The following is a 12,115-nucleotide window of genomic DNA, read 5'->3' as shown; positions in this document are numbered from 1 at the left end:
CTTTCCCTTAAACTACTTCCATCAGGCTTAGTCAGCGTGGCTTCCGTAACTCTCGGTTATCGATTGTCTGTGGCTTTGCACATCCTCGCTTATCTTGTAAGTGAGGCGCAGAACGATCTCTCGCTACTGCTCCCATAGAAAAACCGCCTGGGCTCTCCCGGTAAATGCCATTGTGTAAAAGAGGGGTCTTATGTCAAAGAAAAATCAGAAAAAAGTTTCTAATTTTTTCAATAGCGAGCATTCCATTGGAAGTAGGAATACCCGTCCATAGGCCCATTTCCCTGCACATTTGTATAGAACCCTTGGCCATTGGCACCAGGACCATAAGGCAAAAAACCTATGTCGAAAGTCTCTTTATCTAAACCTAACAAAAGAAATGTGACCGCGGCAGCAAGCATTACGCCCATGCCGATCACCATGGGTCCAGCAACCAATTGGCGGTTTCTCCTGTTTTCCATAGGAAGGGTGCCCGCCATTGTTTTGTAATAGTCAGCTCTTGATTCAGAAGAATTGATGATTTGGTTTTGGTAGGCATACCAGAGGAGAAATGTACTTTCTGAATTACCTTCATAGAAAGACCGAAGAGCTTGGCCATTGACAAGTGTTACCTGTGCACGACTATCCTCAATGGCCCTTCTGGAAGCAACATTTAAGTAAAAATAACCTGCATAGAACAAAAGAGAACCATACAAGGAGTAGGTGGCAAAATCTTTATACGTATAATCTAAAAAAACGTATTGTTTATTGGGATAGTAGATCTCCGACTTGCCTTCTTTCAAAACAACATCGTATTCCGAAACCTCATTTGCTTTTGCATCTACTGGCCGAAATACATCTATGTATCCTGCCTTAGAAACACGCAGACGGTTTTGTCCCGCAGGAATGGATGCCTTTTCTATTGGTGTTTTACCGAGATACGTCATTCCCAGATAGACATCCGCTTCTGAAACATCCGATTTTACTGATATAAAAGAAGTGCTTTCCATTTTGGTAAGTTTGATATCGAGTGATAGAGTCCGTCCACTCTCCAAATCGATGCTCTGTTTGATAGGATAGAAGCCTTCTTTGAATAAATACAATTCTCGCTTTCCTACTGGAAATTTTTTAGCTGTTAAGGGTGTTTTTCCCAAATAGATACCATCTATATACACTAGCACGGAATCAACGCCTTGTGTGTCAATTTGTACGCCAGTTGTTTCTTTGCCTTGCATGGCAAATCTGATTTTCTCACCAAGAGGTGCCATTTCCTGGTATCCTCGTATAAATGATGTTTTATGAGAAAATTTTTCCAATTTACCTTCGTACTCATCGTATAATTCCGCAGTCATTAGAATCTCTGCATTTGACGCAGTGAATTCACCAGTAATGGAATAATGGCAATCCATTGTTTTTGACAACGAATACATATCTTCGACAAATGGTGGCCTTTTATCAAAAAATTGTTTGATTTTTAATTTCAGATAACGCGGGTCTTGTGCAGGTGGTAGATATCGATTTGACTTACGTAGTTCATTTAGCTCCTCTTCGCTTTGGACTTCTTTCTTTTTTCGCTTGGCAGAGCCTTCACTCTTTTCTTCAACCAATTGGTTCAATGTTTTTTCTGGGTTGGGGCCAAACGAATGGTAGATGATTTGTGGTTTTGGGTATTCCACATACACATATTCTAAATTTCGAATTTCGGATAAAATGACTGAAGGAAGTCCTTTTGAGAGGTATTGGAACTTTTCTTCCTTAGTTTGCGATCGAAAGGAAAAGATGCATAAATTTCTTTCTTTCTCATAGGAGGCTGTTCCTTTCACCGAGACCGACGGAAAGTTATAGTATTCGTCGACTGCCCAAATTGCTCCGGAATATGGAACTAATAGGCAAAGGATCATCAAGGATGCGATGGATCGTATGCCTATCATTTGATTTTCTCCTCACTGGAAAACGAATAAACCAAAGATACAATTCCTAAAACTGGAAGCAAAACAGAAAGAGGACTGACTGAAAAATAATCTTTCGAAAACGAGATCTGCTCTCCCAGGCCAGGCCCAAAGGAAAATACATCTGTATTGATCCCCAAATAGGAAAATAATGCAATCGTCATGATAACAGAAGGTATTCCAGTAACAAATAGAAATTCTAATATATTTCGAGTAGCAGGAATATAGTGGAAAATAAGTAAATGAGAGGAATTTGCTCCTAATGCTTGTGATGCGGATATAAAACCACTCTTCCTTATTTCTCTCAACTTTCCTTGCAAAGTTTCGAATGAGATGGCCCAATCTGAAAAGACAATCGAAAGTAAAATACCCAAAATAGAATCAGAAAGTATTGCTATCGTAACCAAGGCAACAAGTAAGGAAGGTACGGAAAGGAATACAGAGGCAAATACTTCCGAAAGTAGTGCCAAGAATTTATTTTTTCCCATACCTGCGAATGAAACGAATGTTGCAAAAAGAAGTGTTAAGATACGTGAAGGAATTGTGATGAGAATCGTAGTGAGTGCACCATAAGAAAGCATTGCCCAATGGTCTCTTCCCAATCGATCACATCCAAATGGGTGAGCCAAAACTTCGAGGGCACCTAAATGCGAAAGTTGTAGGTCTACCCTTGTGGGAGATTCAAATAAAAACAAACCGACAAACACAAATAGAGCAAAGATGAATCTAAATAAATTCCGAATCGAGACTGTCATTCAAAGGAACTCTCTTTATTGGCCATCAGACTCTTCTGCCAATGAAATGATGTTCTATTTACAAAATAAAAAATCAAACCAACATACAAAAGTAAGGTTGCCAGAAGATTTCGATCCATGGATTTGATCGAATAATACATTGATTTTCCGATACCAGGGAAAAAGAAAATCTCTTCCACAATCATCGCACCAGAAACAAGAGATCCAAAATCCAAGAAAACCAATATCATTGTAAAAGGTAAAACCTTACGAAAGATTTCAACATATACGATATGAGTCCAGGGATACTGCCTAGTCTTTAAGAGATTCACATATGCCGTATTCACTTCCTTCCAAATTTCACTTACTTGGAACAAATAGATTCGAGCAAAAATTCGAATCCCTAATGTAACACCAGGTAGTATCACATAATACGTATTTAATGATTCATAGCCACCAGGTGGAAGTAACTCCCATTGGTAAAAAAAAAGGATCAAGAATAGAACGGCAAAAACAAAGATAGGAGTCGAAAGAATCAGCTCCGAAATTCTCTTCAATGTACTCGCTAGAATCTGTGATTCGACATGCAATGTAAATAAGGATAACAAAATACCCAATCCAGCTCCAAATAGAACAGCAAATAGAGCCAAATGAAATGTAGGGAGGAGACGTTGGGAAATATGATGGTAAATAGACTCTCCAGAATCCGTTTGCCCGGAAGCAAAGACAAGTGAGTTCAAAAAGGATTTATAATTGGAGAAGAAAGTCCCAAGTTGGTTGGTTTTTATGCTACTTTCCAGATTACTCAAACCAGCATCTGCGTATAAATATTGTTTATCGGTAGATCTAAAACTAGCTAAAGTAGAGGCACATATACTTAAGAGTATGAAAAAAAGTAAGAAGCGGGTCAGTTCAGATTTCACGGCTCAGTTTGCCGAGAGAAACGCCTTTTGAATCTCATCAAAGTTTTTCGATTTGATTAATTTCTCTCTTTCTTCCGGTATATTCAGTGTTTTTGCAATCAAAGCAAGAGTCTTAATGTGGTCTTGGAATTTGTTTTTAGGTACGATTAACATAATGAAAATTTGTACCAGTGCATGATCTAAAGCTTCAAAATCTATCCCTTGTGGCGCAATTGCCATAGCACATTTCAATTCATTGACATAGTGTACAGAACAATGTGGAATCGCCACACCACTGCCGATTCCAGTGGACATAGACTTTTCTCGATTTAAAAGAGAGACTATAATTTCCTCTTCGTTACTTTTTTCGATACTGCCTGTTTGGACAAGATGAGCCATCATCTTTCTGATAGCATCTTCTTTGGAAGTTGCGGAAAAATTGAATATGATATTCTTAGGATCGAGAATCTCTAACAACTGATTCATACGTTCGGTTCTACTTCCATTATTTTTGGCATTCTTTATTTTCCAAGAAAAACCCGATTCAATAGAGACTCAATGAAGAAAAAAAAGAGATATATCAAAATCGGATATGGGATCCACTTACCTACCACAAAAGATATCGGCAGAATGATCACAAACGTGAGTAAAGAGGCATAAAAGGAACCATAAAAGTTTCGGCCTGGGATCAACTGTAAAAAGAAACCCAAGGAGGCATAAGTAACTACCAAGGGAATTGGAAGGCTGGCACCGAACGAACTAAACACAAAAAATGTAACTAACCAAGCCACAAAAAAAGTAGCTAGGATCGATCTCCGAAATGCAAACCAGGACACAGATACCAACAGATACACAGAAAGGTACTCCGCAGGAGCCCTAAATTGGTCCAATTTAAATCCTTCTCCAGCTAACAGTGGCAATGAGTAAAAATTGCCTAAAGTATCTGATTTTATCTCTCCTAAAAGGAATAAATCCAAACTTGATGGTGCTTCCATTTGCCTTAATGGAACCGCCAAATATGTGAACAGATAGTCCCATAGAAAAGCAAAAGTTAGGACCAACAAACTAAGATACATTCTTACCCTATACTTGGAAAGCAATAGAAAATGAACAAACATTCCCGTAGCCAAAGAGAGTGGGAATAATATTTGTTGGTGAAACGGGAGAGGTAAAAGCAAAAACAAAATCAGTAACTGCGCAAGTAAAGAAAAGAGATAGGTCTTTTCATTGTATCGCATTAGAAAGAAATAATATCCGATGAGTAAGACAATAGCCTGGACCGAAGTAATCCAGGCAAAATTTGGAAGAGCTAATACATAGATCCCATATACGAATAAAAGAGTCAAGGTATAGAATAAGTCCGCAAAAATCTCATAAGACTTGAGTGTCCAAGAATTTTCAGAAAGAATATAAAGACTTTTTAACATTAGGCTGACTTTTCCAACTGTATCATGGTTCTTAAATCAATACCGGCAGGACAATAGAGAGTGCATATCCCACAATCAACACAGTCCTCTTTTACAAATTCATCATTTCTATGTTTTACAAGTGCGAATGGATTTGCTTTGGTTGGACAATAGGAATTGCATTCAAAACAATCAATACAAGCGAAGGCACTTCTCTTTACAGGCTTTCTTTCATAGAGAAGCAAGATGCTATGACGATAGATATTAAAAAAACCCATCGACTGTATATCAATCGATTCGACAGACTCAAACATCGATTGGAAGGAAGCCACTTTATAGCGGTTTTCCATATCCTTACTTAAAAACTCCAACGATTGGCCGTTTGTTAAAAGGTAATAACGTTGAACTGTGTCTATCCTTCCGCTTTTGTCCACCAAACAGATGTAAAGATGTCTTTTGGTAAAAGGTTCCCCGTAGTATAACTTTCGTAAGATATGGTAAATGGTTTCAGGACCTAAATAGAGAATCTTTCTATCGCTAATGTCCTTCTTGGCATCTATGATATTGCACTTCCTCTCTTTTGACAAAAAATATTCAGGAATCCCATCTGGGTGCGCATAATCATCTGTGTTTGCGCGGAGGAAGGAAAGGATGTTTGCTTTCGGAAAAATCTTCTGCAACAAAATGGGAAAGTCTTGGCAGGCCTCCGGCATCTCTTGCCATAACATTTCCGAAAAGGGAAGGAAATGATAACGGGAATAAGGTGCTAAATAAATATCAAAGCTAGTTTGTGGTGAGAAAGAACGAAAGTATTGGTCAAGTGGGCAGTCAGGAAAATCAAGAGAAGCAAGCGCGCCTTTGGTGCATTCTGCGAGTAGGCTTTCTAAATTGAGTTCTGGAATCTGGAGTGGTGAATTTGTCTTCCAAGCACCATCTTGTTGGACATAGAAAAACGATCCATCTTCACTTTTTGTAACGATGCCATGGACTGGTGCTAGGATCCGCATTTGGTCTGTAAAGACCAGGGTATCACCGAGTTCGACTCTACGAGGGAAATCACCTTCAATTACCACTCCCGTAGGAACGGGAATGACAAATTGACCTTGTATGGTTCTTTCTCTACGATTCTCGGTTTTGTGTAACTTCCTTGTAAAGGTACGGGGAAGCTTCGGAAAGTTCACTTTGACTAAACGGCTTTCACCATGTAAATTTCATCTTTGATGGGAAGCTCTTTTTTGAGGTTCTTGATGTAAGGTAGGATCTCTCCCATTTCCTCATAGTATTCACAATTGGTTTGCATACGGCGCGCCACAGTGAAATACTTATAGAGTTTTTCTTCACCAGAACGTTTAGACCATTTCTTTTTGTTACACTTCACACGAAGTATGTATTTGTCTTGTTCTGATTCATATTGCCGAACCACAACGCAGTGTAGGCAGTTCGCACAGTATACTTTTTCACTCATGGAGGACCTCTAAGCTAAGTTGAATGTACAATCTTTAAAAATGACCCGATCCGTCAAGTAAAGTACCCTGGCCTAAGCCAAGGCACTCGCTTCTTTCTCTTCGGCGGAGGCTGGTCGGAATTTCCAGAAAGATTCAGCAATGGAGAGAAAGGAGACATAAAAGAATCCTATCGCATATAAAACCATAAACCCAATCACATAGGGCTTACCCACTAGGAAGGAGAGATAAATGCAAAGGACACAATACAAACCCATGAAAAACTCTAGAATCGCTCGGTAATCCACAGGAACGACATACTTCATCTTTTCTTTTAAGTTGTCTTGGCTCCCTTCAATCCGAAGTTTTGGGGTTCGCTTGAATCCGGACTGGATCCCAAACACGGCTTCCATCCAAGCGAAAGTATTCATCACGGCAATCCCAGTCCCTATCATAACGAGGACTGGCAAATAGATGAGTTTTTTCTTCCAATTGGGGTATATCTCTCTTTGGGAATAGGCATAAAAGATGACAGGTCCTAGTGAACCGACGGAAAGGAGAGCGGCTGAACCGAAGAGGATCTCTATCGGAAGGTCATCCATTTTGAAGCCGGCCCAATACTCCATGAGAAGTAAAGGAGCAGTCAAAAGAATATTCAGAATCATAAGCGGATGGACTGAATAGTTGATCAAATGAGTGATTGCTTCTGCTTTGATCTTCCAAGGTTCATTCGACTTCCAAATGGTCGGAAGTAATTTAACGGCAGTTTGGATGGAACCTTTACACCAACGAAATTGTTGGGATTTGTATGCATTCATAGTGGCAGGAATTTCTGCCTTACATACAACATCTTTGATATAACGGAATTTCCATCCTTTCAATTCGGCACGGTAAGAGAGATCAAAGTCTTCAGTCAAGGTATCGTGTTCCCAACCACCTGCATCTTCGATACAGGTCCGACGCCAAATACCGGCAGTTCCATTGAAATTCATCCAAAGGGAAGCACCATTTCTAGCGACCTGTTCGATCATGAAGTGACCATCGATCCCAAAACTCTGTGCCTTTGTGAGGATATTATAGTCCTCATTGAGGTGTCCCCACCTTGCTTGCACCATGCCTATTTCGGGGGATTTGAAATAACCGAGAGTTCGGAGCAAAAAATCTGGTTCAGGAGTAAAATCCGCATCAAAGATTGCGATGAATTCACCTTTTGCTTTTTGCATCCCTTCTTCGAGAGCTCCTGCCTTGTGGCCCCTTCGGTTGGTACGGTGAAGGTGCTCAATCCAAATGCCTTGCTTTTGGTATTCCCGCACTAGGCCTTTCACTTTCTCAATGGTCTCGTCGGTGGAATCATCCAAGACTTGGATTTGGAGCTTTTCCTTCGGATAAGAGAGAGCGCAGGCAGACTCAATCAAACGGTCTACGACATAAAATTCATTGAATATGGGCAATTGCACCGTAACTGTCGGGAGCTTCTTGTCATTTTTTTTCAAGAGGAGGCCCTCATCCTCCGCACAGTTCTCTTTGTACTTTCTGTAGAGAAACACCATCAAGTAGGTGTGGAGACCGAAGTAAAATAGGAAGAATATATCCATCCCGTAAATGGCTAAAAAGGAAAATGATAAAAACGTAAGCATGGCTACACTCCATTTCTAGAATCGGCATCCCAACGTCAAATCTTTTGTGCACCGCCAAAATATCTTCTCCGAACACTCTTTCCCTTGAATCCAAACAGTGGTTTGAAAGATTTGGAAGCCATGGATTCTCCTTGGAAACGTTTTTGGGAAACTGGGCTTTTTCCCTTTCTAGAAATTAGCTTAGGCTTATCCTTAGGATACACTCTATCCTTTCTGTTTTTTGTTGCATCTAACGAGTTGCGCCTAGTAGACACCTCGGATACCAGTTTCCCTGTTTTACAAGCAGTGCTTTTGGTTTTCTTTGGTTTTGGATTTTTACTACGCAAGTATGTCCCAAAAGCGCCCAAAACTCTGCTCTTGTTTCTGTTTTCTGGAAATACTTTGCTCTTGGTGTGGGTTTACCTTTATGCCTCCAGCGAGTTTTTAATCGATTATATCTTTTCGTTTCAATTCATACTTCTCAGTTCGGCACTAACCTCATTTAACACGGGTATGTATTGTGGTTCGATCAAAGATTTTCGTTCTTTAAGTTTTGCATTGGGAATCACACTATTTACTTTTTATTCCCTGTTTGATATTGGAATCATTGTTCCACTCAACACATTGATTGTAGTTTTACTATTTTTGTTAGAAGTCTATCTGAGTAGTATTTTTTTCAAACAACCAAGTTTCTCGATACGATTTTATAAAATTCGTTCCAAGATAGGCAATCATCCATTTTTTACTCCATTTTATCGATCAGCCTTATCCATGTTAATTGCGTATTTGGGGTTACATTTATATTTCCAACCAGGGCCCAAAATACCAGTCATCCTTTCCATCTCTTTTGCTCTCTTTATGGGCAGAATTCTCTCTTTGGTAAACGGAATCAGAAGAGAGACGAAAGCAATTTATCTCATTGGAAGGATACTACTTCTCACTGGTTTTTTCTTTTTTATTTACCAATCCTATTGGAATTATTTTTATATAGCGCTTTGTATCATTCTTGCCGGACTTGTGGGTTTTTTCAAACCAAACAATACCAAAGTCAGCGAATACGCGTTTGTTGCACTTGAGGCGGTGGCCTATTTTGGTCTCTCGCTTTTGTTGTATCATTGGAATTTACCCATTTCTCTGCGTACACTTTTGGCTTTGCTTTTTGTACCTATTGTAAGCTATCAATTCTTCAGAACAAGGTCGACGGTTAAAATACCCAAATATGCATTTGTTGGGATTAGCGGACTTTCTGTACTGTTTTTCTTTTATCCACCATCGATTCGGTCCACTACTCCTTTCTCCAAAAAAGAAATCTACGAACCTATACCATTTAAGATTTCAAATATTGAAATTGCAAAAAAGGACTATATCTTTTATCGCACGATTCTCCCACAAGAATCCAAATCCTTTCTTCCTAAAGAATCTGAGATTGAGGATAAGGTTGTGATTTTAGGTTTAGTGGAAAATACAACGCAGATGATTTCTTACATTGAAAAATTAAGAAAAGAAAATCATAAATTTATCATCTTTGTTTCTCGGAAAAAAAACCAAACATCCACAGCGACAAATGCACTTTCCTTATTAAAAAGACAAAGTTTCTGGGGATATGATATTTACTTTCCAGCATATATGGAGAGACCGTTTCAATTTTCTGACCTCATCCCAAAGGATTGGCGCTTCAAATACTTCCAAGATAAATTAGAAAACGCTGATACCAACGAAATTCGTCTTCAATTGGAAAATACGATACGTTACTCTTCTGGTGACTTGAGAAAGGACGCTCTCACCATCAAACGTCTTTACTATGAATCTTATGCGGAATATGCAAAGTACTACTTCCGCATAGGTCAAAACAAATTGGCCTTAGATGCCATCATCCTTGCTCGTAAATTTGAAAATCCTGATATCGAACTCTTACGCATTGCCTACAATTCTTTAAAATTTACCTCCCCGGAGCCTGAGTTCATTCCAATCCTAGAAGACTTATCCTTACAAAACGAATTTAAAGAATTTGCCTGGAATACTCTCATACCAATGTTTGAGTCAATAGGAGATTGGAAAAATGCCCTCTTCACGATGGAATCTTTGGAACGATACTATCGAGATAAAAATGAAATCAGTCTGGCAAAAGAATTGGAACTCGTTCGCGTGCGACTCTACCTAAACCAAGAAAATTGGAAAGATGCAGAACCTCTCATCAACCAAAGGGCAAAAGAAAATCCAGATTCTGTCATCTGGGAAAGATTGAAAAATGAAGTTTTGGAAAAAAAAGAATCAGCAAAAAGAGTTTACCAGAGACCTGAAGCAAGAGAGGCTCGCATCCAATAATGCACCCATCTATCCTTGGTATCTTAATTGCGATTTTTTCTGTCTTCCTTGCCATACTATTGGAAGGAGCCTCCCTACGATCCTTTTTCCATTTGCCTGCATTTTTATTGATCTTTGGTGGTACGATTGGGGCTAGCATCGCATCTACTTCTCTTTCTCAACTAACAAATGCTATTAGTGCAATCGGTGCCATACTCCGAGATCGAGATCAATTCGATGTTCAAAGCATCTTCTTTCGCTTTTGGGAAAAGGCAAGAAAAGATGGTCTTTTATCTTTGGAAGAAGAAGCCAAACGTTTACAAAACCCTTTTTTGCAAAAAGGCATACAACTCATAGTAGACGGCGGTGATCCCCGAACAATAGAAGAGATTCTTTGGGAAGCCCAAGAAGAGTTGGAAAAAAAAGAAATCCGTGCGGCAAAATTTTTTGAAACTGCAGCTGGTTTCTCTCCTACCATTGGTATCATCGGTACAGTACTTGGACTCGTAACAGTTTTAGAAAATTTAGAAGGAGGCACAAAGGTCCTTGGCCAAGGGATAGCAACTGCCTTCATTGCAACTTTTTATGGGATTTCTTTTGCAAACCTCATCCTACTTCCTCTCTCAAACCAATTGAAAAGTATCTCCAAACGCAAATCTAACGAACGACAGGCGATTATCCGAGGTGTCTTATCTTTGCAATCCGGTGAAAATCGTAGGATTTTATCAGAACGTATGGAACCTTTTGTAGAAAGATAAGTATAGAAGCGATCATATGGCTTTTATTTGAAACAATTTGTGAATTTTTGTGTTTCGGAAATCTTTGGGGATGCTTTCTAAAGATCTATCCAAACAAGTATAGCCTCGGCTTAACCACTCTTCCTCTGGGATTAGCATCTCAAACTTTCTAAAATTGGTGGAAAACCAGATCTCCCCGCCTGGCGATAAAAATTTTCCAAGAAGAGAAAGTAAAATATTCCTATGTTGCGCTTGGATGTCCCATTCTTGTCTCATTTTTTTACTATTGGAAAAAGTAGGAGGATCTAAAAAAATCAAATCATACCTTTGCCGGGCTTCATTTCTAGATTCGTCAACTAACCACTGTAAAATATCGGTACAAATAAAGGAGTGATCTTCAGTCTTTATTCCATTCAAATTAAAATTCTGTTTTGCCCAGTCCAAATATGTTTTCGATAGATCTATACTCGTTACCTGTGAGGCACCTCCCAAGGCGGCAGAGACACTGAAAGATCCCGTATAACAAAAAAGATTTAGAACACGTTTACTGTTGGCTGCTTTAGAAAACCAGGAGCGTGTGAGCCTGTGGTCCAAAAATAGACCTGTATCCAAATAGTCGGACAAATTGACCAAGTATCGGGCAGAGTGTTCGGTGACTGTGAGTGCCTTTTTGTCCTCGTCTAATTTTTCGTATTGTTCTTTCCCTTTTTGTTTTTTTCGAGTTTTTAAAAACAATTGTGCTTTGGAGAGCTGAAAGACAGAGCGAACTATATCTGAGATGGTTTCAAAGCGTTTCTCTTTTTCTTCTTCCGTTTGGAAACGAAGAGAACTCTTATCGTATAAAACATAATCATCCAAGTATCGATCAAGGATAACGGGTACTTGGGGAATGTCCTCTTCATACACTCGATAGGCTTGTATTCCCTCTCTCTTGGCCCACTTCTCTCTCTCTTTTTTGAGTTTCTGGAGGCGATTCTCGAACATTTGTAATGCGCCTGTCAGGATCTGATTTTGTTCCATAGTTTTGTATAAGACTGGAAAAAATAACC

Annotated in this window: 11 protein-coding genes; 2 read left to right on the top strand and 9 right to left on the bottom strand. The window is 39.3% G+C overall.

Annotated elements, in window-relative coordinates:
• Positions 1–227: 227 nt before the first annotated feature.
• From DI060_RS16995 to DI060_RS16960, 8 genes are all read right to left on the bottom strand, one after another.
• Complete coding sequence (locus DI060_RS16995; protein WP_108978102.1) at positions 228–1,907, bottom strand: PEGA domain-containing protein; 1,680 nt, start codon at positions 1,905–1,907, stop codon at positions 228–230.
• Positions 1,904–2,680, bottom strand: coding sequence for an ABC transporter permease subunit (locus DI060_RS16990; protein WP_108978101.1), 777 nt, complete (start codon positions 2,678–2,680; stop codon positions 1,904–1,906). The genes DI060_RS16995 and DI060_RS16990 overlap by 4 nt, the downstream gene beginning before the upstream one ends.
• On the bottom strand, positions 2,677–3,582 hold the full coding sequence (locus DI060_RS16985; protein ID WP_108978100.1) for an ABC transporter permease subunit: 906 nt from the start codon (positions 3,580–3,582) through the stop codon (positions 2,677–2,679). Before DI060_RS16985 ends, DI060_RS16990 begins: the two co-directional genes overlap by 4 nt.
• Positions 3,583–3,585: 3 nt before the next feature.
• Positions 3,586–4,047, bottom strand: coding sequence for a PTS sugar transporter subunit IIA (locus tag DI060_RS16980; protein ID WP_108978099.1), 462 nt, complete (start codon positions 4,045–4,047; stop codon positions 3,586–3,588).
• Between the two features lie 35 nt (positions 4,048–4,082).
• Positions 4,083–4,988, bottom strand: a complete 906-nt coding sequence (locus tag DI060_RS16975) for a hypothetical protein (protein WP_108978098.1) — start codon at positions 4,986–4,988, stop codon at positions 4,083–4,085.
• The gene (locus DI060_RS16970) at positions 4,988–6,148 is read right to left on the bottom strand and encodes an oxidoreductase (protein WP_108978097.1); all 1,161 of its coding nucleotides are present in this window, start codon (positions 6,146–6,148) and stop codon (positions 4,988–4,990) included. Before DI060_RS16970 ends, DI060_RS16975 begins: the two co-directional genes overlap by 1 nt.
• A gap of 5 nt (positions 6,149–6,153) precedes the next feature.
• Positions 6,154–6,432 carry a hypothetical protein gene (locus DI060_RS16965; protein WP_002973362.1) on the bottom strand — a complete coding sequence of 93 codons (279 nt, stop codon included), beginning with the start codon at positions 6,430–6,432 and terminating at the stop codon, positions 6,154–6,156.
• Between the two features lie 72 nt (positions 6,433–6,504).
• A complete protein-coding gene (locus DI060_RS16960; protein WP_108978096.1) occupies positions 6,505–8,046 on the bottom strand; it encodes a cellulose synthase family protein in 1,542 nt (513 codons plus the stop codon).
• 84 nt (positions 8,047–8,130) lie between these two features.
• Between DI060_RS16960 and DI060_RS16955 the strand changes: the two genes are divergently transcribed.
• Positions 8,131–10,350, top strand: coding sequence for a hypothetical protein (locus DI060_RS16955; RefSeq protein ID WP_244594466.1), 2,220 nt, complete (start codon positions 8,131–8,133; stop codon positions 10,348–10,350).
• Positions 10,350–11,087 (top strand): motility protein A, encoded by a 738-nt coding sequence (locus DI060_RS16950; RefSeq protein WP_167837039.1) that lies wholly within the window; start codon positions 10,350–10,352, stop codon positions 11,085–11,087. The genes DI060_RS16955 and DI060_RS16950 overlap by 1 nt, the downstream gene beginning before the upstream one ends.
• A gap of 12 nt (positions 11,088–11,099) precedes the next feature.
• On the opposite strand, the gene DI060_RS16945 is transcribed toward DI060_RS16950, so the two are convergent.
• Positions 11,100–12,086: a class I SAM-dependent methyltransferase gene (locus DI060_RS16945; RefSeq protein WP_108978093.1), complete on the bottom strand. Its 987-nt coding sequence runs from the start codon at positions 12,084–12,086 to the stop codon at positions 11,100–11,102.
• Positions 12,087–12,115 lie beyond the last annotated feature (29 nt).

The organism is Leptospira ryugenii, from assembly GCF_003114855.1.
Taxonomy (GTDB): domain Bacteria; phylum Spirochaetota; class Leptospiria; order Leptospirales; family Leptospiraceae; genus Leptospira_A; species Leptospira_A ryugenii.
This window is presented reverse-complemented; position numbering and strand designations above follow the sequence as displayed.

Coding starts and splice junctions, on each gene's coding strand:
- DI060_RS16965 (WP_002973362.1), bottom strand. CDS start 6,432: ATGAGTGAAAAAGTATACTGTGCGAACTGCCTACACTGCGTTGTGGTT.
- DI060_RS16945 (WP_108978093.1), bottom strand. CDS start 12,086: ATGGAACAAAATCAGATCCTGACAGGCGCATTACAAATGTTCGAGAAT.
- DI060_RS16995 (WP_108978102.1), bottom strand. CDS start 1,907: ATGATAGGCATACGATCCATCGCATCCTTGATGATCCTTTGCCTATTA.
- DI060_RS16975 (WP_108978098.1), bottom strand. CDS start 4,988: ATGTTAAAAAGTCTTTATATTCTTTCTGAAAATTCTTGGACACTCAAG.
- DI060_RS16980 (WP_108978099.1), bottom strand. CDS start 4,047: ATGAATCAGTTGTTAGAGATTCTCGATCCTAAGAATATCATATTCAAT.
- DI060_RS16990 (WP_108978101.1), bottom strand. CDS start 2,680: ATGACAGTCTCGATTCGGAATTTATTTAGATTCATCTTTGCTCTATTT.
- DI060_RS16960 (WP_108978096.1), bottom strand. CDS start 8,046: ATGCTTACGTTTTTATCATTTTCCTTTTTAGCCATTTACGGGATGGAT.
- DI060_RS16950 (WP_167837039.1), top strand. CDS start 10,350: ATGCACCCATCTATCCTTGGTATCTTAATTGCGATTTTTTCTGTCTTC.